This window comes from Modicisalibacter luteus DSM 23508, assembly GCF_000378505.1.
In the GTDB taxonomy this organism is placed as follows: domain Bacteria; phylum Pseudomonadota; class Gammaproteobacteria; order Pseudomonadales; family Halomonadaceae; genus Modicisalibacter; species Modicisalibacter luteus.
In genome coordinates this window covers 116670-139818 of the sequence record NZ_KB899994.1, presented here as the reverse complement: position 1 = coordinate 139818, position 23149 = coordinate 116670, and the positions used below count along the sequence as shown (strand labels likewise).

The following is a 23149-nucleotide window of genomic DNA, read 5'->3' as shown; positions in this document are numbered from 1 at the left end:
CCTTGCAAGGGGTATCAGATCAGCTTGGCATCGGAGAGGATCTGGCGCATTTCAGCAGATGCCTGCGGCGCTGCGGCACGGAACAGGCGATAGAAGTTCGCTGTGGTCTGCATGGCCACTTCATCAAGGCTGATTCCTCGCTCGCGGGCAATGCACTCGGCGACTTCAACGACCCATTGCGGCTCGTTGGGCTTACCTCGATGTGGCACCGGAGCCAGATAAGGACTGTCCGTCTCGATTAGCAGACGATCCAAGGGAACCGACCTCGCCAGTTCGCGGATCGACTCGGCATTGCGGAATGTCACGATCCCCGACAGGGAGATGAAGAACCCCAGTCGAACCGCCTCACGGGCCATGTCTAAGTCTTCTGTGAAGCAATGCAGTACGCCGCCGATGTCCGGGTCCGTATGCTCTCGGATCAGTTGAAGTGTCTCCTCGTGGGCGTCTCGGGTATGCACAATGACCGGCAGCTCAAGCTCGGTAGCAGCCTGGAGGTGCCGCTTGAAACGCGTCTGCTGACTCTCCCGAGGAATCGTATCGTAATGATAGTCGAGACCGGTTTCTCCGATCGCCACGGCATCGAAGCGCTCAGCACAGGCTTTAATGGCCTCGACGCTCGGCTCCTCATCAACCTGATGCATGGGATGAACCCCCGCCGAAATGACGACATCCTCATGGACACGAGCGATACCAGCCAGTTGCTTGACGTCATCGAGGGTCACCGCGATGGCTAGAAACTGACGGACACCGCGAGCGCGGGCTGCATCGAGCGCCCTGTCCAGGCTACCTGCGTAGGCGGTTAGATCAAGACGGTCGAGGTGGCAATGAGAATCGACAAACATGCATTTTGCTCGGAAATCAGTGAATCGAAGGATAAACCGTCAGCTCGCCCAAGGCATCGACCGGCGACACACGACCAGCGAGACAAGCCGGCCCATCACCGAACAAGCCGATTATAGGGTGTAGGTGGATGCACCTTTGTCGAGCTGTCCGGCCAAGTGATTTTCTATACGGTCGCGGACTGCTTGATCCCCAGCGCTGAACTGGATGCCGATGCCAGGAACCCGACGTCCCGACACTCCGGGGGGTGAAAGCCAAACCACATTACCTGTCACCGGCAGGCGCTCACTTTCGTCAGGCAGAGTCAGTAACAGAAAGACTTCCTGCCCGAGCAAGTAGCGCTCTTGGGTAGGTACGAAAATACCGCCACGTTCCAGGCTCGGCATATATGCGGACAATAGCGTTTGGGTGTCTCGAATGGCCAGAGACATGGCTTTTTTGCCCACCATTGGTACGCCTCTTGTAAACTTTGCGATGGCCTACTTTACGCAAACCGATGACGATTGCCCATCGGCGGCAAGTAACGCCGGGCTTCAGGAGCGCAGCAGCGCCGACCACCGCACCAGCCAAGCTTCGAGCACGAGCTGAGGGTTGGGGTTGCCCCCCGCCACTAGCAGGCGACGCTGCTCGCGTGCGTAGTCCAGCAGCCGGAACCAGTCGCGAACGCGAGCGTTCTTTACTGCCTGACGGTAGAGAGGCAATAAGTCCGGATTGCGCACCCGATCGCTGTCACCGGATAGTCCCAGACGTATCAGGTCCTCGAGCCAGGCGATACCGTACCCCAGGATACGCTCGACAGCCTGGCGCTCAAGCCTAGCCGCTTCGGCAACCGGTTCGCCGCCACGTACCAGCGCATCGAACAATTCCTGAAGTTCCTGACGCAACCCACGCGCTTCAGGTGCTGCGAACTCACGCGCGAGCATCGGCAAGCCACCTGCGACACGCAGCCAGAACGCCGCTTCATGGCTATCTTGCAGCAGGTCACTAAGCCAAGGCAGACAGGCCTCGCTGTCAGGTACTCCTAATGCCCAATGCTGGCAACGTGACCGTATGGTCGCCAACATGCGTGAAGGAACATCAGCGAGCAACAGGAACAAGGTGCGCTCGCCAGGCTCCTCGAGGCTTTTCAGCAGTGCATTGGCAGCGGCAACGTTCATTGCCTCGGCCGGCTGCAGGATCACGACCCGGTAGCCCCCCTGCTGAGCCGTCTGGGTCACGAAGGCATTGACCTCACGAACCGGATCGATGCGGATCTGACGGCTCTTCTCCTGCGGTGAAACCCGCATGAGATCGGGGTGATAGCCTGACTTCAGCATCTGGCAGCCATGGCACTGTCCGCAAGCCGTCTCCTGCGGGTTGCGGCACAAGGTGCGCGCGGCCAAGGCGTCCGCAAATGCTTGCTTTCCGACACCATGAGCCCCAGAGATAAGCAAGGCGTGTGGCAACTTCGCCCTGTCCTGCAGCTCGATCAGGCGACCCCAGAGCTCCCGCTGCCAAGGCAGAGGGCTCATTTCCATGACGCTAGCCTTTGTTCGAGACAGTTACGAATAGCGGTCTCAACTTCCGTCAATGGCCGTGCAGCGTCGATGATTGCAAAACGCTCCGGTGACGACCGAGCCCGCTCTAGATAGGTATTGCGCACCGCGTTGAAAAACGCCACATGCTCTCGTTCGAATCGGTCACGCTCAGTGCCGCGTTGAGTGACACGCTGCTGCGCAGCATCGACCGGCATATCCAGCAGAAGCGTCAGGTCAGGCTGCAGACCTTGCTGGACAAGATCTTCCAAACGTGAGATGCGTGAGCTATCGATGCCCCGGCCTCCCCCTTGGTAGGCGAAAGTGGCATCGGTGAAACGATCACACACTACCCATGCGCCTCTCGCCAGCGCCGGACGAATCTTGCAGGCGAGGTGCTGGGCCCGTGCGGCAAATACCAGTAACAGCTCGGCATCGTCGCACAACGGTTCGACTTCAGACGGATCCAGTAATAAGTGACGAATAGCCTCACTGCGCGGGGTTCCGCCCGGCTCGCGCGTCTTTACCACCTCGATGCCTCGGGACTCGAGAAATTCGCAGACCATGGCCAGGTTGGTACTCTTGCCGACGCCCTCCCCACCTTCAAGCGTGATAAAGCACCCATGGCGGTATTCTTGCGTGTCGTTATGCATGCGTCCTGCCATCAGCGACTCAGGATGTAACGCCGTACAGCGGCATTATGCTCGTTTAAGGTACGCGAGAAATGGTGACTGCCGTCTCCCTTGGCTACAAAGTACAAGCTGTCCCCCTCGGCCGGGTCAACGGCAGCCTGAAGGGCTGCACGTCCCGGTAGGGCAATCGGAGTAGGCGGCAAACCATCGATCACGTAGGTATTGTATGGCGTCGCACGGCGCAGGTCGGCACGCGTGATATTGCCTTCGTAAGCATCCCCCATGCCGTAAATGACAGTCGGGTCGGTCTGCAGCCGCATCCCACGCTCGAGGCGACGCACGAACACACCGGCAATCTGGCGACGCTCGCCATCGACACCGGTTTCGCGTTCGATCAGTGAGGCCATGATCAGCGCGTCGTAGGGTGAATCTAGTGGCAGGCCTTCCACCCGCATTTCCCACGCCCGGGTCAGTTCCGCCTGCATGCGATCATAGGCTTGACGAAGGATGTCCAGATCACTGATTCCCTTATGATAACGATAGGTATCCGGGAAGAAGCGCCCTTCGGGATGCTGCTCGGGATGCCCCAGCTCGGCCATGACCTCTTCGTCGCTCATATCATTGGTCAGTTGGGTAAGCTTGGAGGCATCAGCCAGCGCATCGCGCATGTCGTCGAAAGTCCAGCCTTCAGGAATGGTCAATGAATACGTTACGACCTGGTCGCTGCTTAGCAGCGCAATAAGCTCACGCCCGCTCATGCCCGGCTCTATCATGAACTCTCCGGCACGCAGCTGAGGCAAGCTGTTAGGTGACAGCCTTGCCAACACCCTGAACGGCCAATCTTCACTAATGATCCCCCGCTCTGCCAGCTCCCTCACGATCCGGTGATAGCTAGCGCCACGAGGCACTTCATAGAGTGTAGGTTCATCGATAGCCACCGGCGCATCGAGGCGTGATTGCCAGTATGCATAGGCACCGTACGCCAACGCCGCCACCAGGACGGTCATCGTCACAAATAATTTCAACAGACGCATGCGGTTTCCTTAACGATCAGGCCGGCACCGGATATCCTAGCAAGGCGTGAGCCTCAGCCTGCAGCGAACGGTCGAGCGAGGGCACGGACCAATTACGCAGCAATGTTCCCGCCGAATCCACCAGTGAAGCGATCGGCCAGACACCCTGCACCGAATTACCCAGCCACAGGCTTTCCGCCTCGAACAAAACATCTTGTTTGTGCATGGCTTCGTGTAATTCGAGCACGCCGAACAAGCCAGCACGCAACGTACCGGCGACACCACACTCCTTGAGTTTGGGCGTTTCCCACCGGCCGCCACGAAACCAAAAAAGATTCATGCTGGTGGCCTCGATCACATGCCCCCGGCAATCGCACAATAATCCTTCGGCGATCTCGGGATCGCTCCACTCCTGCCGGGCTAGCACATTTTCCAAGCGATTCAGGTGCTTGATTCCCGCCAGACTAGGCTGACTCCCCAGCGTAAGATCACAGAGCCGTACTCGAACTCCATCAGCCCAGCGCGCCGGCTGTGGCACAAAAGGAGCCGAGCGCCAGCGCAACCGAGGCTCGGCATCAGCAGGCGGCAGATAGCCTCGCCCACCGCTACCTCGAGTCAGCAAAAGCTTGAGAACCTGTAAACCTGCCCCGGATTGAGCAGGCAGCTCATCCAGACATCGACGAACAGGGAAGGCGATCCCCAGTCGACGGCACCCTTCCTGTAAGCGAGCCATGTGCTCGTCCCACAGCAGCGGAAGACCATCGCGTACCAGAACCGTCTCGAAAAGACCGTCGCCATAGGCCAGGCCACGGTCGTCGAAAGGTACCGCTTCGTCGCTCATTGCCTTGCTCAGACTCGCCCGAAGACCAACGAACCATTGGTCCCGCCGAAGCCGAACGAGTTGGATAGCGTGTATTCAAGCGCCAGCTGGCGCGCCGTGTGGGGCACGTAATCGAGCGTGCAACCTTCCTGAGGGTTATCCAGGTTGATAGTTGGCGGAGCCACCTGGTCACGTAGAGCAAGGATACTGAAGATTGCCTCGACGGCGCCTGCCGCACCCAGCAAATGACCGATCATCGACTTGGTGGAACTGACCGCAACCGACGCCGCCGCAGACCCCATGACACGCTCGATTGCCCTGCTTTCAGCCAAGTCACCGGTCGGCGTGGACGTGCCATGGGCATTGATATACCCGACCTGCGCCGGATCGATCTGCGCATCGCGGATAGCATTGGCCATGGCTGCAGCCGCTCCACGGCCATCCTCGGGAGGCGCCGTCATGTGGTAGGCATCGTCGCTCATCCCGAAACCCTTGATTTCGGCATAGATGGTCGCCCCACGCTGCTTGGCATGCTCATACTCCTCGAGAACGAGAACGCCAGCGCCATCGGACAGCACGAAGCCATCACGATCGCGGTCCCAAGGGCGGCTCGCCGCTTCAGGATCGTCGTTACGAGTCGATAGAGCTCGCGCAGCGGAAAACCCGCCGAGCCCCAAGGGCGTGGTTGCCATTTCAGAGCCACCACAGAGCATGATATCGGCATCGCCATAGGCGATGGTGCGCGCCCCATAGCCGATATTATGGGTACCGGTGGTACATGCAGTGGTAATGGCAATATTCGGGCCACGGAAACCATATTGGATGGCCAGGTTGCCCGCGATCATGTTGATAATTGAGCCTGGCACGAAGAAGGGAGAGATGCGTCGCGCCCCGCCCTTGTTGAGCGCATTGTGATTATGCTCGATCATCGGTAAGCCACCGATGCCCGAACCGATCGCGACACCAATACGGTCAGCATTGTGTTCGTTACACTCGAAACCGGCGTCTTCGATTGCCTGACTGCCCGCGGCGATCCCGTACTGGATAAAAAGATCCATTTTACGAGCGTCTTTCGGGTTCAAATACGGGCTGATATCGAAATTCTTGATCGATCCACCGAAGCGCGTATTAAAGCCGCTGATATCGAAATGCTCGATAGGGGCAATGCCGCTCTTGCCTGCCAGGATATTGGCCCAGCTTTCATTGACGGTGTTACCTACCGGCGTCACCAGGCCCAACCCGGTCACCACGACCCTTCTACGAGGCATCTGCTCTCCTCCAGATATCCATGTTCGGCACGTACCCGAGGGCACCTTGCCGCGCTGCGCGCATTATACCCGAAGCATACCGGCTATGTGGGACTGACGCACAAAACGAAAGCCGTCCTGCAATGCAGAACGGCTTTCTGGAACTTCAGCGAGGCGGTCAATCGGCGACCGCACTCATGTCACCTTACTGGTGAGCAACGACGTAATCGATTGCTTCCTGAACCGTGGTGATCTTCTCGGCTTCCTCGTCGGGAATCTCAGTATCGAATTCCTCTTCGAGCGCCATCACCAGCTCGACGGTATCCAGGGAGTCCGCGCCGAGATCTTCAGTGAAGGAAGACGTGTTCTGAATGTCCTCTTCCTTGACGTTCAGGCGCTCGGCCACAACCTTCTTCACGCGCTCTTCGATGGTACTCATTATGTCGTTACTCCTAGTGGTACATATCCGCCAGCTAAAAACTGCCGGGTAGTTTATAGACGGCCCCAATGTGACGCAACCAAGGCGCCCCATGCGACCTCAACGCATATTCATGCCGCCGTTGACTTGCAGCGTTTCGCCGGTGATGTAACCGGCGGCGTCACTAGTCAAGAATCCGACTGCCGCAGCGATTTCCTCCGGCTTGCCCAGCCTGGATAGAGGAATCTGACCCAGCAGGGCTTCATGCTGGGATTCCGGCAACGCCTGCGTCATGTCGGTGGCAATGAACCCGGGAGCCACGGCATTGGCCGTGATTCCCCGCGAAGCCACTTCGCGGGCCAGGGCTCGAGTAAAGCCTTCCATGCCCGCCTTGGCGGCAGCATAGTTGGTTTGGCCAAGGTTGCCCATGGTAGCCACGACGGAACTGATATTCACGATACGACCAAAGCGAGCCTTGGTCATGCCACGGACACAAGCCTTGGTAACGCGATAGACAGATTTGAGATTGGTATCGAGGACATCATCCCACTCGTCCTCTTTCATACGCATCAAGAGATTGTCGCGTGTAATGCCAGCGTTGTTAACCAAAATAGTCGGCGCGCCGAACTCATCGCCTACCGCCTTGATAAGGGCATCGACGCTGGCCTGGTCGTTAACGTTGAGGACCCTTCCGGCGCCCTCGATACCATTCTCTCTGAGGTCGGCACCGATCCTCTCGGCTCCCTGCTCACTGGTCGCTGTCCCGATCACCACCCGGCCCTGCCGGCCCAGCTCATGGGCGATGGCGCGACCAATACCTCGGCTCGCCCCAGTGACCAGCGCCACTCTCCGTTCGCTCGTCATAAACGTTCCTGAATGAGTCATGAATCTTACTGGCTGGCGGATTCACGCGCTAGATCAAGCGCGGCTGCCAGACTATCCGGGTCGTTGACTGCCAACCCCTTTACGCTGCGGGCGATCCGTTTATTGAGCCCGGTCAGCACCTTACCCGGCCCACATTCTATAAACACTTGCGCCCCCAGACCAATCATTGACTCAACGCAGTTCGTCCAACGTACAGGCCGGTACAACTGTTCGACCATACGCGTACGCAGCGTTTCGATATCGGCATGTGCCTGGGCATCAACATTCTGGATAACCGTATAGCGCGGCGCCTTTAACTCGATGTCTGCCATGGCCTGATCGAGCCTCTCGGCTGCAGGCCTCATCAGAGCACAGTGCGACGGTACGGATACCGGCAGCGGGAGTGCTCGCTTGGCCCCAGCTTCCTGGCAAAGCGCAATGGCACGATCGACCGCTTCCTTTTGACCGGCCACGACGACTTGACCGGGTGCATTATAGTTAACGGCGGAAACCACTTCACCCTGTGCGGCGTCACGACAGGCTTTTTCGACGGCTTCATCGTCAAGCCCGAGCACGGCGGCCATAGCCCCCTGACCTGCCGGCACGGCTTCCTGCATGGCTTCGCCACGCAGTTTGACCAAGCGTACACCCTCGGCAAAGCCCAACGTGCCAGCACAGACCATAGCACTGTATTCACCCAGGCTGTGTCCGGCCATCGCGATCGGGCGCGGGCCTTCGAGTTCTTGCCAGACGCGCCAAATAGCCACGCTCGAGGTTAACAGAGCAGGCTGAGTGCATGCAGTCGCGTTCAAGGCCTCCTCAGGCCCCTCCTGAACCACATTCCATAGGTCGTACCCCAGCGCATCGGACGCCTCTTCGAAGGTCGTCCGTACCACGCTGTAGCGCTCGGCCAGCTCCCGCAACATTCCAATGTGCTGGGAGCCCTGTCCCGGAAATACAAGGGCCAGGGATTGGGTCATGACATTCACCTTTCAGGATGGAAATTCATCGGGTCTCGACGGAGTCGGCAAACCTCTATCCCGTGGATCGCACGCGACCCACGGGATAGAGGTCCTCTGCCCCAGTTCGCGCTCCAGCAAACGAGGTAAATTGATGCTGACCTCCTGAACCGCCCGAGAAACGGCACAGGCGAATCCTTGGGCATCGGCACGGCCATGGCTCTTGACAACAATCCCGGACAATCCGAGCAGGCTTGCCCCATTGTAGCGCACCGGATCGAGCTGCCGCTTCAGACGCAACAATGCAGGCTTTGCCAACATTCCGACCAAGCGGCTACCCCAATGTGCGCCAAACGTTGCCTGGACACGCTCGATGAGCATACGCGCCAAGCCTTCACTGGACTTGAGGACAATATTGCCTACAAAACCATCACAGACCACGACATCGGCTTCGCCATTGAATAGACCGTCCCCCTCGATGAAGCCGACATAATTCACGCCATCACCGAGGTTGCGCAACAAGGCATCCGCCTGACGCACATTGGCCGGGCCTTTCGTCGCTTCAACGCCCATATTGAGCAAGGCGACCCGAGGACGGGTCAAACCATCGACGCATCGCGCCGCCACTTCACCCATCACGGCAAACTCGACAAGGCGCTGCGCGGATGACTCGATGTTCGCCCCCATATCGAGCATATAACAGCGGCCACCTCCCTTTGTCGGGATGGCAGTGCTGATGGCCGGCCGAGGGATACCAGCCACCGTGCCCAGCGCACGTCTTGATAACGCCATTAACGCACCGGTGTTACCGGCACTGACGCCAGCCATTGACTCGCCCTTGGCCACATCTTCCAGCATCATAGCCAAACTGGTATCGCGTGCTGATCGCAACGCTGCAGAAGGTTTCTGAGCTTGGGAGATAACGTTGGGCGAATGAATCAGCGTCAAACGAGATTCTGCCCTACGCAGACGTGAGGGCAGATGCTCGAGTTCGGCCTCTAGGATGTCGCTGGGCCCGAACAGACGCAGCGTTAACCCGGAGTGCAATTGCAGAGCTTCGGCAGCCCCCCTGACGGTAGCACGGGGACCTAAGTCCCCGCCCATTACATCAACGGCGATCTGCACGGCCATATTGCAAGCCTTGCCCGGGAAGGCGCCGACTTAAGCGTCGACGACCTTGCGACCGCGATAGAAACCATCCGGAGAAACGTGGTGGCGACGATGCGTGGTGCCGGTCTCCTTGTCCTGGGACAGGGTCGGTGCAGAAAGGGCATCGTGACTACGGCGCATGCCACGCTTGGAACGGGTCTTGCGGTTCTGTTGAACTGCCATGAGATATCACTCCAGAGTGTATCGAGGTTGCTTTACTGTTTGTCCTTCAACTTGCGCAATACGTCGAAGGGGCTTGCAGCCGGCGTGCCCGAGCTTTCGGAATCCGTGCCGCTGGTCAGCTGATCGCGCGAAACGGAACATTCCGCTTCGTCGTGGTACACCACCTGCGGCAGGCTGAGGATCAACTCGTCCTCCAACACAGACAGCAGGTTGAGCTGTTCGTTTTCCACCACCACCGGCTCGTAGGCATTGGGTAGGTCCGCTGCAACGACGTCGCTAGTGACGATACCCAGCTGGAAACGGCTCTCGACATTCACCGGCAGCGGCTCCAGGCATCGGCGGCAGGCCAGATCGACATCCGCCCTGAGCCAGCCGTCAATGAAGCGGCGGCCCTGAGCATCGACACCGAAATCCAGACGGACCTCGCAAACACCTTTCTGCTCTCCGGCCTCTTCTTCAAGCCGCACCATTCCCGCGAGCGAAACATAGCCCTCGAGACGCTCGGCATTTGCGGCCAGCCGGTACGGCTCGACCTGTAGGGGAAGTCTAGTGGTCAACATAGGCGCGCAATAATAGGGATTCCCCCGGATACTGTCAAAGTGATGGGCGCATCATTCTGTACAACACACGTCAACGCACGGCAAACTGGCTTGCAAATCGGCCTGAGCAAGGAGTTGTGAAAGACATGCCCGAACCCCCACGCCTGGTACTTGCGTCAGGATCACGATGGCGCCGCCAACTCCTGGATCGCTTGCAGATCCCATACACTTGGGCTAGCCCCGACATTAACGAGACGCCTTTGCCGGGAGAAACGGCGGAGGCATTAGTTCATCGCCTGGCCTTGGCCAAAGCGGAGCGCCTGGCAGAGGACTACCCGCAACACCTCATTATTGGCTCGGACCAGGTCGCCATATTCAACGAGGAGATCCTGGGCAAGCCGGGCAATGCCCAAGTAGCACGCGGTCAGCTCACACGCTTTTCGGGGCAGCGCGTGCGTTTCTTGACCGGCCTGGCCTTGATCGACACTTCACGCTCTACACACCGCGTATGCCATGAGTCCTATGATGTGATTTTTCGGCAACTCAGTCAGCAGGAAATCGACCGCTACATTGTCCGTGAACAACCCTTTGACTGCGCCGGCAGTTTCCGAATGGAAGGACTGGGCATCGCCCTCTTCGAACGCCTTGAAGGCGATGACCCAAATAGCCTCATAGGCTTGCCACTGATCCGGCTCTGCCAGTTACTGCGCGAGGCCGGAATGAATCCGCTGGCCTGAAGGTACCGCAAAAACCAGGGCCACTCAGGGCAGCTCATAGCGCACAGGCGAGTTCGCCTGTGGAATACCGAACCAATGCGCCGCGACACGCCCCAGCTGTCGCGACAGCTTCTCGAACGGATCGAGCCCTGGCGTATAGTCACGCGTACGAACCTCGCCCAAACGTTCCCTGGCCAATTGGTCCAAACTCTTCAGCCCATCGACCAGGCCCAGCACTCGCGCCTGCTCTCCGGTCCAGACCAGGCCACTGAAAAGTTCCGGTTCATCGGCCAGCCTCTCCCCACGACCCGCCTTGACGTCAGAGATGAATTGCTGATGCGTGGTTTCCAACACTTGCTGCCAGAAGCGGCGCTGGTCCGGCGCGATTTCGCTGAATGGATCGAGAAACGCCTTGTTCTCACCTGCCGTGAAAACACGCCTCTGAATGCCCAGACGCTCAATCGCCTGCTCTAACCCGAAGCCGGCATAAATTACACCAATCGAACCCACCATACTGGCCGGCGCAGCATAAATATCGTCGGCTGCCGCTGCGATGTAATAGGCACCACTTGCACCGATATCCTCAATCACGGCATATATGGGCTTATCACCAGCTTCTCGCAGGCGTCGAATCTCTTGATAGAGCCGTTGCGACTGTACCGGGCTTCCACCAGGACTGTTGATGCGCAACACGACAGCTGCCGTCTCAGGAGCGTCCCAGGCGCGCTGCAATCCTTCGATGATACGATCGGCGTTGGCTTCTGCCTCGGCATCGATGACGCCTTCGACACGCACAACTCCCAGGTGATGGCCGACTGGAGACGGCGTCACGTCAGCCAAGAACAAACTGTAGATGCTCAACGAGAGAGAGGCCAAGATCAGCGCGGCAAACAGAAAGCGAAAGAACAGCTTCCAACGTCGGGAGCGCCGTTGTTCAGTCAGCACACCGTTGATCCAGCGATCCATCATCTCCAACTGCGCGAGTCTCTGGCGTTCACGCAGAGTATCGGCATCTTCACTCTCTGCGTCATGCACCGCGCCCTGCTCAAGCGGCATGCGCGACTCTTCGCGATTCACCTCGGGCCCCTCGGTCCATTGGTCATAACGTCTATCGTCGCTCATCTATGTCTCACCAAGATCCATCAAGAGTGCAACCACTCGACCAATTCGGAAAAACTACCGGCGCTGAACACCGGCCGGCTCACCGCCAGGCGCTCGGCGGCATGCACCCCGTAGGTAACGGCCAGTCGATCCATTCCCAAGGCACGCGCCATTTCCATATCGTACTCGCTATCGCCAATCATCAGTGCCTCCTCGGCAGGTACCCCCGTCTCGGCAAGCAGCTCTTCAAGCATGCGTGGATGAGGTTTCGATAATGTCTCATCCGCGGTGCGACTGGCATGGAACCATGCCCCCGCCCCGGTCGCCTCGAAGGCGCGCCTGAGGCCACGGCGGCTTTTTCCGGTAGCCACGGCCAACCGCAAAGCAGGATTGTCTCGCAGTCGAAGGATCCCCTCCTCGACTCCCTCAAAGAAGGACAGAGGTGTCTGCTCGGCGGCCACGAAGTGCTTGGAATATTGCTGTCGCATCGCTTCCGCCTGCGCTGCCGGCATGCCTGGGCATAACTTTACGATGGCCTCGGGCAACCCCAGGCCAATGATGTCACGCACGGCCTCATGCTCCAGCGCGCGCCAACCGACATCGCGAGCAGCCGCCTGCATGCAGGCAACGATACGATGCTCGGAATCCATCAATGTCCCATCCCAGTCAAAAATCACCAACCGGTAGCGCAGCTTGGCCTGGGGCTTCGACAAAAGGAAATCAGCGCTGGACACGGGCTCGCTCCAGCACGGCTTCGAGTTCGCCTAGCGGCGCCTTGACATGAACCGGACGCCCACTATCAGGCTCAGGAAATGTCAGCGCCACAGCATGAAGGAACAGGCGCTCCAGCCCAAACCCTGCCGCTAGCCGCTGTCCTTCCCGGGTACCGTACTTGTCATCTCCCAACAAGGGATGTCCGGCATGTGCGGCATGGACACGAATCTGGTGCGTTCTTCCGGTGATCGGCTCAGCCTCGACCAGGGTGGCATTGCTGAAGGTTTCGCGAACAGCGAAGCGGGTTCGTGAGACCTTGCCTTGAGGATCGACGCGCACCCGGCGCTCACCGTTACCTGCCTCGAATCGGTCCAGGCGGGCACTGACGTAATCACGTCGTGCCGGCCAGCGACCCTGGACCAAGGCCAAGTACTGCTTATCCATTTGGCGCTGCTTGAGGGCGTTATTGAGCGTCAAGAGAGACTGACGCGACTTGGCCAGCAACAGGCAACCGGACGTATCACGATCGAGCCGATGTACCAATTCAAGGAAGTCGAGATCTTCACGCACCTGACGCAGCGCCTCGATCAGACCGATCTTGACCCCACTACCCCCATGCACCGCCAGCCCGGACGGCTTGTTGATTACCAGCCAGCCCGGCCCCTCCACCAGCACACTACCCGCCAGCAGGTTGCGCAGGTTATCGCTCACTTCACGAACCGCCTCTTCGGGGGCGAGTCGCAACGGAGGTATCCGCACAAGATCCCCAGCCATTAAACGATAGTCGACCTTGACGCGTTTCTTGTTCACCCGCACTTCGCCCTTGCGAACGATGCGGTAGATTAGCGCTCGCGGCGCCCCCTTGAGGCGCGTATGCAAAAAATTGTCGATACGCTGCCCGGCCTGCGCATCGCCGATTTCGGCCCATTGAACTTCTCGACCCTCGGCCATCCCAATCCTCGTGAACGACACAGTAAACGGCCATGTTAACGCACTGAAGCCGCCTCTGCGCCAATTGCTGCCATGTTGCTTTACTGTTATATTCCGAACTCGCTCAAATGGGCATGAAATGCCTGTGTATAGCGCCTGCACGTCACACACGCAGGCCTGAGCGGAGGATACGGCGGCAAGGTGAATTCCCTGTGCCGCCACGCTGTAGAACATTACGCCACGCCCGGGTTCCAGGCGGCTCCCATGAGCCACCAACGCACTACGGGGAATAAAACACCGTGCCGGAGGCCGGCGTCGGCGAATCGAAAAATGCCATGTGTCTGGCGGTAGTCCGCAGGGCCGGACGAGAACCAAAAAACTCGCCGAAACACGTCCTGCCACCGCCGCGTACTCAACATGATCTTGCAGCGCTCGGCCACCATGCCGTGCGTGGATGACGCATTCTCGACATGCGCTGAGCACAACACGAGCACTAAGCGGTTCGCCGTCGTCGACGCCCAGGGGTCGCTGACTGGATCGGCGAGCGGAATGAGACACAAGGCGGCACGAGGCCAGGAGGCATACACCCCGTGGGTATAAGCCAAAGGCCGACTGTCGTCCCTCCCATTTCCCTTCGTCATTCAGCAGCGCTTCCTTCAGGCCGCCTTCCGGCGCCCTGAATAGCGAGACAACATGAAACGGATGCTCATCAATGCGACCCAGCCCGAAGAGCTGCGCGTCGCACTGGTCGACGGTCAACGCCTTTACGATCTGGACATCGAATCCGGCGCCCGGGAACAGAAAAAAGCCAATATCTATCGCGGCAAGATCACCCGCGTCGAACCCTCTCTCGAAGCCGCCTTCGTCGACTTCGGTGCCGAGCGCCACGGATTCCTGCCTCTCAAGGAAATCGCCAGAGAGTATTTCAGCAAAGAGCCCAACGGCCGACCCAACATCAAAGAGGTGATCAAGGAAGGCCAGGAAGTCATTGTCCAGGTGGACAAGGAAGAGCGCGGCAACAAGGGTGCGGCCCTGACCACCTTCATCAGCCTGGCCGGGCGTTTCTTGGTGTTGATGCCCAACAACCCTCGTGCCGGGGGCATCTCGCGGCGCATCGAAGGCGAAGAGCGCACTCAGCTCAAGGATGCCATGGGTCAGCTCACCCTGCCCGACCGCATGGGTGTCATCGTGCGCACAGCGGGCATTGGGCGCAGTGCCGAAGAGCTCCAGTGGGACTTGGACTACTTGGTCCAGGTGTGGGAGGCGATCACCGAGGAAGCCGGCAAGCGTCCCGCACCATTCCTGATCTACCGCGAATCCAATGTCATTATTCGCGCCATGCGCGATTACCTGCGCCAGGATATCGGCGAAGTCTTGATCGACAGCCCCGAGGTACACCAGGAGGCTCTTGGCTTCATTCGCCAGGTGATGCCCTCCTATCAGCAGAAGATCAAGCTGTACGCCGATGACGTACCGCTGTTCTCGCGCTTCCAGATCGAGAGCCAGATCGAGACCGCCTACCAGCGCGAAGTCAAGCTACCTTCCGGTGGCTCAGTAGTGATTGACCACACCGAGGCCCTGGTCTCAATCGATATCAACTCGGCACGCGCCACACGCGGCAGCGATATCGAGGAAACCGCCCTGCAGACCAACCTGGAAGCGGCCGATGAGATTGCCCGCCAGCTGCGCCTGCGTGACATCGGCGGCCTGGTAGTTATCGACTTCATCGACATGTCGCCGGCCCGCAATCAGCGTGAAGTCGAGAATCGCGTCCGCGATGCGCTCAAGCTGGACCGTGCTCGCGTCCAGATCGGACGCATTTCGCGCTTCGGCCTGATGGAAATGTCTCGCCAACGCCTGCGCCCTTCGCTGGGAGAAACCAGCGGTGTGGTCTGCCCGCGCTGCGATGGCCAAGGCACCATTCGCGACGTTCGCTCCATGTCGCTATCGATCATGCGCTTGATCGAAGAAGAGGCCATGAAGGAACGTAGCGCACAGATTCGCGCCATACTGCCGGTTCCGGTTGCTACCTACCTACTCAACGAGAAGCGTGCCACGCTGGCCGATATCGAACGCCGCCAAGGGGTTCGCGTCGTTCTGCTTCCCAGCCCGGACATGGACACGCCGCATTACGATGTCCAGCGTCTGCGTGACGATCATCTGGAAGACGATGATGAAGCTAAGTCCAGCTTCGAAATATCCACCGAGACCGAAGTCGGCAAGGAACCCGAAAGCACCTTCGGCAAGCCGATTCAGCGCACCGAAGCCGCCGTCAAGACGGTGACCCACGCTGCACCCGCACCGGCCTCGTTGCAACAATCGAACGATCCCGCTCCGGCCGCAGGGCAACAAGCGCCGAACGGACTGCTCTCACGCCTTTTCAAAGGCGTCAGCAAGCTGCTTGGCGGTACCGAGGAAAGGGCTCCGGCATCCACGGCACAGCGTGAGGCAACAGCCGAATCGGATGTGAACCGCTCAACCCCCTCCAAGGAGGAGAGCGAAGCCCGCCACTCCAACCGCAATGGAGGCAACCGCCGTCGTCGAAATGAAACCCGAGACGACACACGTGAAGATAAGCCGGCGTCACGGAGTAACGCGCGCCAGGACGAGGATAGCCGCAACGGCAAGCCCAGCCGTGGCAAAGCCGAAGGCAAACCACAGCGCAACAAGTCTCGCCAGGAGGAATCGCAGAACGGTAACCGTCAGCCCGCCAAGAGCAAGAGCGACAAACCTGAGGGCAAGCCGCAACGCGAGGACACCAAGCCACAGCGCGAAGACACCAAGCTCCGCGATGACAAGGACACTCGTAAGCCGCAGACTGCTCCGGAACAGGTCGGCAAGGATACGGCTGAGGATGGCGATGGTAAGCCCAAGCGTACACGCAACAATCCACGACAGCGTTCACGCAAGCATGCCTTGAACCCGCAAGCGGTCACCGAACAGGAACGTCTGCAGGCCGAGGCAGCTCAGGCCGGAGCCGACGCCCAGGAAACCGGTGTACAGAAAGATGCCGAACCGGCCCCGGCCGAAACACCGGCGGCACCTGCTCAGGAGTCCAAGGGACGGAAGCCGGCTGACGAGACGCCCGAGACCCCTGCGCCTCAGCCACAGGCGAGCGACGAAGATGCCGACGAACCCAAGGTAGCCGCCACGGCTGAGCGTGCTGCTTTTGCCAAGCCTCAGGCCACTGGAGGCGAGAGCAAGCCACGTAACTCCCGCAGAAAAGCCCCTCGTGCCGAGCGAAAGGAGCGCGCAACAGCGTCCCCCTCCGATTCCGCCGGCATGACGGAAGTCACCACGGCTTCGACACCTGACTCTGCCGATTCACAAGCGTCAGCGAGCGATACGCTGCCTGTCGCGACAGAGGCGGAGATATCTAATAACCCGCCAGTGCAGACCGAAGTCACGCCAACTGTCGCCGACGCAAGCGAGCCATCCTCCTCGGAGACCAATAGCGGCGCATCTCAGACAGTTAGCGATGCCAAGACTTCGGAACAGGTAGAATCGGAAGAACCCAAGGCATCCGCAAGCCAGGAGGATGCTGGCGGAGTTTCCCAGGCCGAGCCTCCGGAGTCGCTGCCGGTGGTGGAGAGCAACGATGACGGCGCCTTGCCCGTAAATGAACCAGCTGCTGCCGAAGAGACACCGGCAGAGGCGAAAAGCAGCCGTCGTCGCCGTCGTGCTCATAACGACCCCCGAGAGCAGCGTCGCCAACAGCAAAACCAGACCGAAAATAGCCAGTAACCAGGCTATCAAGGAAACCAACGCCAAGCGCCCGCAGATTTACTGCGGGCGCTTGCACGAATGGACTAATGAATTGCCCGATCAGTCAAGGGCGCGGCGATTCAGAAATGCAATCAGCGCTCGGATCAGGTAGCCCGGGTCCTTGCTCCCGGCGGTTTCTCGAATCGAATGCATGGCCCATTGTGGTACGCCGACATCCAAGGTGGGCACGCCGAGCTGGGTGGCCGTGATCGGCCCAATCGTACTCCCACACCCCATGTCGGCGCGGGTCGCGAACGTTTGGACCGGTACGCCGACTTCATGACAGATATCGCGGAATAGCGCCGAGGTCGTACTGTTGGTCGCATAGCGCTGATTGGCATTGACTTTGATGACCGGGCCCCCATTAATGGCTGGACCATGCGCCGGATCATGCTTATCGACAAAATTGGGATGCAGGGCATGCGCATTATCGCAAGAGATCATGCGAGAGGATTGGATCAGACGAATCCACCCTTCTTCGCCCTCGCTGCCAAGTTGAGCATGGACACGGCGTAGAACGTCGGCAAGAAACGGCCCTTGGGCCCCGGATGTGCTGGCACTACCCACCTCCTCATGATCGGTGGCAACGAGTACCGCTCCCTGGGAACCATCGCAATCCAGCAAAGCTTCCATGCCAATGAAACAGGACAACAGGTTATCCAGGCGGGCACTGGCGATAAGCTCGCCATCGACCCCGATACAGGCCGGGGGCTGCGTATCGTAGAGACATAGCTCAAAATCGAGAATATCGACGTTTTCCAGTTTATGCTGTTCGTATAGCCAACGCTTGATTAGCCGCTGTAGATCGTTATGCTCGCCGCCTTGAAGGAAGACTGGGGCCATCTGAGTCTGGGCGTTAAGGGCCCGCCCGTTATTGGCTTCGCGGTCCAGATGAATCGCCAGACTGGGCACGGTCGCCACGGGGCGGTCGACATTGATCAACACCCCCTGCAGTCGACCGTCATTGCGTCTCACATGGACGCGGCCGGCCAGTCCGAGATCTCGGTCAAACCAGGGTGCCAGCAATGCGCCACCGTAGACTTCCACGCCCAATTGCAACCAGTTGCGCCCGATAATCGGGGCATTGGGCTTGAGGCGTAACCCCGGGCTGTCGGTATGGGCGCCAATCATGCGCAATGCATCGAGTCCACTCTCGGGCAACTGCAGCGCAATGACCGAGGAGTCGTTTCGCGTCACGACGATGCGATCTCCCGGTGAGAGCGACCAGGGTTGGGTCTCGTCGAGATGACGGTAACCGGCCTGTTCAAGACGCTGCACCATGTTCTGGGTCGCGTGCCATGGCGTCGGTGAGCGCTGAAGAAAAGACAATAACCGTTCGAGAGTAGGGTCGTGGGGCATGTTTATCCTCGCAAGGTCTGTGTATGGCGACACAGGCTGCTACAATGGCTGGCCGGCGTCCATGCATCGCCTGCGTCGGTCACTTAGGGAAATGAGTGTACATGAATCCGGGAGTGCTTCTATTGATGAGCCTGACAGCAGCCACTCGGCGCGCTATCTTCGTTTCGTTTCTGGCCGTGCTGAGTGCTCCGGCACTTGCGGATCTCAGCCCTACCGATGACCAGCGTCAGGCCGCGACCGAGGTCGCAGAATCGCTTCGGTATGGCCACTATGCCGATGTCGACCTCAACGACGCTTGGTCGGAGCGCGCATTCGACCAGTTCCTTGAGGTCCTGGATTCCCAGCGTGCCTATATGATCCAGCGAGACATCAGCCGGTTCAGCGATTTGCAGACGAGTCTCGATGACGCCCTAGAGGAAGGCGAGCTGGAGCGTGTCTATGAGTTCTACAATGTCTACCAGCAGCGCGTGGAGAGTCGCCTGGAGTGGCTCATCGACGAGATTGATGCCGGCCTGAATTTCGATTACACCACCAGCGAGCGGCTGGCCGTCGAACGTAGCGACGAACCTTGGCCGGGTAGCGAGTCGGCACTGGATACGCTTTGGACAAAACGGCTCAAGAATGCCGCTCTGTCGCTTGAGCTGAGTGGTCAGACCCCGGAGGCGATCGAGGAGACACTACATGATCGCTACGCCAGTCAATTGACACGTATTCGCCAGACCAACTCCGAAGACGTGTTCGGTCTGTTCATGGCAGGCGTTACCAGCACCACCGATCCTCACACCGAGTACCTGTCGCCGCGTCAGGGAGAGTCCTTCGATATCCAGATGCGTCTATCACTCGAAGGTATCGGTGCCCTGCTACAGGCCGAAGGCGAGTATGTGAAGGTCTCCAGCCTGGTCCCGGGAGGGCCGGCCGACAAGAGTGGCGTGCTGCAACCGGCGGATCGCATCGTTGGCGTGGGTCAGGGCGAGGAAGGCCCAATTACCAATGTCGTCGGCATGCGGCTCGATGAGGTCGTGGATCTGATCCGAGGTCCCAAGGGCTCGACTGTCCGACTGGATATTATTCCCGCCAAGGCTGTTGACGTAACTCGCTCCCACGTCGTCAAGATCGTGCGAGACACGGTTAAGCTTGAAGACCAGGCTGCCAACAGCGAAATAATTACAGTGACCCGTGACGATGGCGAGCATCGTATCGGGGTGATCGACATTCCGACCTTCTACGTCGATTTCGATGCCTGGCAGGCGGGTGAAGAGGATTACCGAAGTACTACCCGCGACGTGGCCAAGGAAGTCGAAAAGCTCAAGGCCGCCGGTGTCGAGGGTATCGTGCTGGACCTGCGCAATAATGGCGGCGGCGCGTTGCAGGAAGCCAATTCACTGATCGGTCTGTTCATCGACCGAGGCCCGACCGTCCAGGTTCGGGATGCTCAGGGGCGTATCAGCCTGTACGGCGATACCGACAGCGGCAGCTTGTACTCAGGCCCCTTGGCCGTACTGGTCAATCGCCTGTCGGCATCCGCTTCGGAAATCTTCGCCGGAGCCATTCAGGACTATGGCCGCGGGCTCGTCATCGGAAGCCGCACTTTCGGGAAGGGCACCGTGCAGACGCTGAACGACCTGAGCCATGGACAAATCAAGCTGACTCGGGCCAAGTTCTATCGCATTACTGGCGAAAGCACCCAGCACCGTGGCGTTTATCCCGACTTGCTGTTTCCCAGCCTGGTCGATCCGGACGTGATCGGCGAAAGTAGTCTCGAAAATGCCCTGCCTTGGGACACGGTTCGCTCCGTGCAATATCGCCAATACGGTGAACCCAAACGCTATCTGGAAACACTGGAAAACCTCCATGAAGCGCGCATCGCCAACGAACCCAACTTCACTTACCTGGAACGCCAAGCAGCACTGATCAAGCAGCTTCGTGAGCAGCAGACCTCGATCAGTCTCAACCGCGAACAGCGCCAGCGCGAAATGGATGCTCAGGAAAATGAGCAGCTTTCTCTGGAAAACCAGCGTCGTCAGGCCCTGGGGTTGGACCCGCTGGAAAACTGGATCGATGCCCGGGAAGAAGAGGCCGAACAGACTGCCGAAGGTGAAGACAGCGAGCCTATTGATCGTGCACAAATCGTAGAAAGCGCCGAAATTCTGCTCGATTACGTCCGACTATCACAGACCGAAGCGGCATAATGTTCATCTCGCCCGGTGAACTGGCCGGGCGAGCCCTTTTCCAGGCTGGCCAGGAATGTCAATGTATTTCCGGTACCGATTCATCCTGGTGCTGCTGGCACTGTCCTGGGCGCCTCCCGCCTTCTCGGTAACGCCTCCCACCTGCCCCGCCGGAAGCCCACAACACCTCCGCCTCGCTCTCGACCGCCTGCAGGCACAACTCGAACATTGGGATGAAGCCTACTATCAGCGCGGTGAACGCCTGGTAGAAGACGGCGTTTACGACGCCGCCAAGCGACGCCAACAGCATTGGCGCACCTGCCTCGGCCTGACAGACCAGCCGACAGTAACACCCTCACTACCCACTCCTGCAGACGACGGCATCACTCACCCCATCGTTCAAACCGGCTTGGCCAAGGCTGACTCCCGCCAGGCTTTGGCCGAGTGGCTGACAGCCCATCTTCAACATTCGCTTTGGGTTCAGCCCAAGGTCGATGGGGTCGCAATCACTCTGGTCTATGAACAGGGCGTGTTAACGGCAGCCATCAGTCGTGGCGACGGTGAACGGGGCCAGGATTGGTCGATGCAAGCTGGACAGATCCCGGCGATCCCCAAGCAACTGGATAATGCGCCGTCCCACGTAGTGCTCCAGGGGGAACTCTACCTGGAGAGGCCGAACCATATCCAAGCCGAGGATGGCACGGCGGGTGCTCGTTCAGCCGTGATCGGACTCATGGCGCGCCATGCATTACGTGCCAGCGATGGTCGGCGTATCGGTTTGTTCGTATGGGACTGGCCCGACGGCCCCGATACCATGCCAGCCCGGCTGGCCATGCTCACGGGCTGGGGACTGGATACCGCCGCTTACACTCTGCCGGTCACTACTATCAAGGAGATCGCCAGGCAGCGAAATGCCTGGTATCACGGCGCTCTGCCCTTTGCTACCGATGGCATCGTCGTACGCCAGGCACAACGGCCACCGCCCGAGACTTGGCTGGCACAACCACCTGCTTGGGCCATTGCCTGGAAACATCCTGCCCAACAACGCCTGGCGCAGGTCGAGTCCATCGACTTCTCCATAGGACGTACGGGACGCATTACACCAGTGGCAAGGCTGCAGCCGGTCGAGTTGAACGACCGGACGGTCACTCGAGTCAGCCTGGGATCACTGAGCCACTGGCGAAAGCTCGACGTTCGCCCAGGCGACCAAGTACTGGTCCGCTTGGCCGGCCTGACCATCCCCCATCTGGACTCGGTCGTTCTTTCCGCTTCTTCCCGGCCGGATATCGAGCCCCCTAACGACGCTGATTATGGTCCGCTGACTTGCCTGGCCCTGGTAAAGCAATCATGCAAAGCACAGTTTCTGGCCCGACTGGAATGGCTGGGGAGCGACCACGGCCTCGACATGTCCGGTATCGGAGCAGCGACCTGGCGCCAATTGGTGGAGCACGGAATCATTGATGACTTGCTGGATTGGTTGGCATTGGAAAAAGCCCAGCTCATTTCGCTACCCGGCGTTGGCGATGCCAGAGCCGAGGCATGGCTCACCGCCTTCAGCCGGGCGCGTCAAGGGTCCGACATCGACTGGCTGCTGGCCCTCGGCATGCCGCCGCTGCCTGCCAGCGTGAAGGAAACATGGCCCGCCGATCTCAACGTACAAGCCCTGCAAGCACGCAAGGCACGAGAGTGGCAGCAATACCCAGGCATCGGACAAGTACGCGCGGCGCAGCTCGAAGCGTTCTTCGCTGACTCTACTGTCAAAGCCATGCTTCGTCGACTGGAGAACGAACAGATCCTGACGCGGCATTCGCTCCAGACGAGGGGCATCACTCATTTCCTTGAGGATGCCGGTTAAGATTTATCGGAGGAACGCGCACTGTCGAGTGGGCACTCCTGAGTATTTATAGCCACGTCGTCTGCTTGGGCATTGGGGCATTCGTTAATATCGCGTGATATGTAGTCCATCATGGTCAGTGACACCATGATCGTCAGCCACATAAGTCCAGCCAGTGCGAAGACGCGTAGCAGGTTGTCCGCCGCCCTGAGCCCCATGAAGAACATCAGGATCAATGAGGCCAGTATCGCGGCACATAGCAAGCTGAATATATGCCCCATGAGACCCGGCGCCAGAAGCGTTGCGGCGACACTGGCCCCCAGCACGACCAGATAGGCCCCCCAAGCAAGGATTGGCGCCCTAACATCCTTCATAGTGCAGCCC

General features: G+C 59.3%; 22 protein-coding genes. 4 read left to right on the top strand and 18 right to left on the bottom strand.

Translation table 11 applies throughout. From position 1 onward, the window contains the following. Positions 1 to 14: 14 nt before the first annotated feature. The 13 genes from F568_RS0110435 to F568_RS0110375 form a co-directional block, all read right to left on the bottom strand. Complete coding sequence (locus tag F568_RS0110435; RefSeq protein ID WP_019018666.1) at positions 15 to 842, bottom strand: TatD family hydrolase; 828 nt, start codon at positions 840 to 842, stop codon at positions 15 to 17. Positions 843 to 953: 111 nt separating this feature from the next. Next, complete coding sequence (locus F568_RS0110430; RefSeq protein ID WP_019018665.1) at positions 954 to 1289, bottom strand: PilZ domain-containing protein; 336 nt, start codon at positions 1287 to 1289, stop codon at positions 954 to 956. 84 nt (positions 1290 to 1373) lie between these two features. Continuing rightward, the gene (locus F568_RS0110425) at positions 1374 to 2357 is read right to left on the bottom strand and encodes a DNA polymerase III subunit delta' (RefSeq protein ID WP_019018664.1); all 984 of its coding nucleotides are present in this window, start codon (positions 2355 to 2357) and stop codon (positions 1374 to 1376) included. Next, the gene (tmk, locus tag F568_RS0110420) at positions 2348 to 3019 is read right to left on the bottom strand and encodes a dTMP kinase (protein WP_019018663.1); all 672 of its coding nucleotides are present in this window, start codon (positions 3017 to 3019) and stop codon (positions 2348 to 2350) included. The genes F568_RS0110425 and tmk overlap by 10 nt, the downstream gene beginning before the upstream one ends. Continuing rightward, positions 3019 to 4020 (bottom strand): endolytic transglycosylase MltG, encoded by a 1002-nt coding sequence (gene mltG / locus F568_RS0110415; RefSeq protein ID WP_019018662.1) that lies wholly within the window; start codon positions 4018 to 4020, stop codon positions 3019 to 3021. The genes tmk and mltG overlap by 1 nt, the downstream gene beginning before the upstream one ends. A 16-nt stretch (positions 4021 to 4036) precedes the next feature. Beyond that, the gene (gene pabC / locus F568_RS0110410; protein WP_019018661.1) at positions 4037 to 4840 is read right to left on the bottom strand and encodes an aminodeoxychorismate lyase; all 804 of its coding nucleotides are present in this window, start codon (positions 4838 to 4840) and stop codon (positions 4037 to 4039) included. Between the two features lie 8 nt (positions 4841 to 4848). Further along, a complete protein-coding gene (fabF, locus tag F568_RS0110405) occupies positions 4849 to 6087 on the bottom strand; it encodes a beta-ketoacyl-ACP synthase II (RefSeq protein WP_019018660.1) in 1239 nt (412 codons plus the stop codon). 184 nt (positions 6088 to 6271) lie between these two features. Continuing rightward, entirely contained in the window at positions 6272 to 6505 is a 234-nt protein-coding gene (gene acpP, locus F568_RS0110400) for an acyl carrier protein (RefSeq protein ID WP_011506901.1), read from the bottom strand. Between the two features lie 99 nt (positions 6506 to 6604). Continuing rightward, on the bottom strand, positions 6605 to 7348 hold the full coding sequence (fabG, locus tag F568_RS0110395) for a 3-oxoacyl-ACP reductase FabG (RefSeq protein ID WP_019018659.1): 744 nt from the start codon (positions 7346 to 7348) through the stop codon (positions 6605 to 6607). A 26-nt stretch (positions 7349 to 7374) separates the two neighbouring features. Further along, positions 7375 to 8328 carry an ACP S-malonyltransferase gene (gene fabD, locus F568_RS0110390; protein WP_019018658.1) on the bottom strand — a complete coding sequence of 318 codons (954 nt, stop codon included), beginning with the start codon at positions 8326 to 8328 and terminating at the stop codon, positions 7375 to 7377. Positions 8329 to 8340: 12 nt separating this feature from the next. Further along, the gene (gene plsX, locus F568_RS0110385; RefSeq protein WP_019018657.1) at positions 8341 to 9438 is read right to left on the bottom strand and encodes a phosphate acyltransferase PlsX; all 1098 of its coding nucleotides are present in this window, start codon (positions 9436 to 9438) and stop codon (positions 8341 to 8343) included. A gap of 30 nt (positions 9439 to 9468) precedes the next feature. Beyond that, entirely contained in the window at positions 9469 to 9639 is a 171-nt protein-coding gene (gene rpmF, locus F568_RS0110380) for a 50S ribosomal protein L32 (protein WP_019018656.1), read from the bottom strand. A 32-nt stretch (positions 9640 to 9671) separates the two neighbouring features. Then, positions 9672 to 10199, bottom strand: coding sequence for a YceD family protein (locus F568_RS0110375; protein ID WP_019018655.1), 528 nt, complete (start codon positions 10197 to 10199; stop codon positions 9672 to 9674). A 125-nt stretch (positions 10200 to 10324) separates the two neighbouring features. On the opposite strand from F568_RS0110375, the gene F568_RS0110370 reads away from it, so the two are divergent. After that, entirely contained in the window at positions 10325 to 10915 is a 591-nt protein-coding gene (locus tag F568_RS0110370) for a Maf family protein (RefSeq protein WP_019018654.1), read from the top strand. 24 nt (positions 10916 to 10939) lie between these two features. Here F568_RS0110370 and sppA read toward each other — a convergent pair whose 3' ends face one another. From sppA to F568_RS0110355, 3 genes are read right to left on the bottom strand one after another with little or no spacing between them, the layout of a single operon-like run. Next, positions 10940 to 12016 carry a signal peptide peptidase SppA gene (gene sppA / locus F568_RS0110365; protein ID WP_019018653.1) on the bottom strand — a complete coding sequence of 359 codons (1077 nt, stop codon included), beginning with the start codon at positions 12014 to 12016 and terminating at the stop codon, positions 10940 to 10942. Between the two features lie 20 nt (positions 12017 to 12036). Continuing rightward, positions 12037 to 12687, bottom strand: a complete 651-nt coding sequence (locus F568_RS0110360; RefSeq protein ID WP_026300472.1) for an HAD-IA family hydrolase — start codon at positions 12685 to 12687, stop codon at positions 12037 to 12039. Positions 12688 to 12715: 28 nt separating this feature from the next. Then, the gene (locus F568_RS0110355; protein WP_019018651.1) at positions 12716 to 13660 is read right to left on the bottom strand and encodes an RluA family pseudouridine synthase; all 945 of its coding nucleotides are present in this window, start codon (positions 13658 to 13660) and stop codon (positions 12716 to 12718) included. 672 nt (positions 13661 to 14332) lie between these two features. Here F568_RS0110355 and rne point away from each other — a divergent pair. Beyond that, positions 14333 to 17383 (top strand): ribonuclease E, encoded by a 3051-nt coding sequence (gene rne / locus F568_RS0110345; protein ID WP_040476168.1) that lies wholly within the window; start codon positions 14333 to 14335, stop codon positions 17381 to 17383. A gap of 81 nt (positions 17384 to 17464) precedes the next feature. Here the strand turns inward: rne and F568_RS0110340 are convergent, their stop codons facing one another. After that, positions 17465 to 18763, bottom strand: a complete 1299-nt coding sequence (locus tag F568_RS0110340) for a M18 family aminopeptidase (RefSeq protein ID WP_026300471.1) — start codon at positions 18761 to 18763, stop codon at positions 17465 to 17467. Positions 18764 to 18888: 125 nt separating this feature from the next. Between F568_RS0110340 and F568_RS0110335 the strand changes: the two genes are divergently transcribed. Together F568_RS0110335 and ligB are read left to right on the top strand one after the other, a co-directional pair. After that, positions 18889 to 20952 (top strand): carboxy terminal-processing peptidase, encoded by a 2064-nt coding sequence (locus tag F568_RS0110335; RefSeq protein ID WP_026300470.1) that lies wholly within the window; start codon positions 18889 to 18891, stop codon positions 20950 to 20952. 61 nt (positions 20953 to 21013) lie between these two features. Further along, positions 21014 to 22786, top strand: coding sequence for an NAD-dependent DNA ligase LigB (gene ligB / locus F568_RS0110330; RefSeq protein ID WP_019018646.1), 1773 nt, complete (start codon positions 21014 to 21016; stop codon positions 22784 to 22786). Here ligB and F568_RS22670 read toward each other — a convergent pair. Continuing rightward, positions 22783 to 23139: a cytochrome C oxidase subunit IV family protein gene (locus tag F568_RS22670; RefSeq protein ID WP_019018645.1), complete on the bottom strand. Its 357-nt coding sequence runs from the start codon at positions 23137 to 23139 to the stop codon at positions 22783 to 22785. The two genes, ligB and F568_RS22670, sit on opposite strands and share 4 nt — an antisense overlap. Positions 23140 to 23149 lie beyond the last annotated feature (10 nt).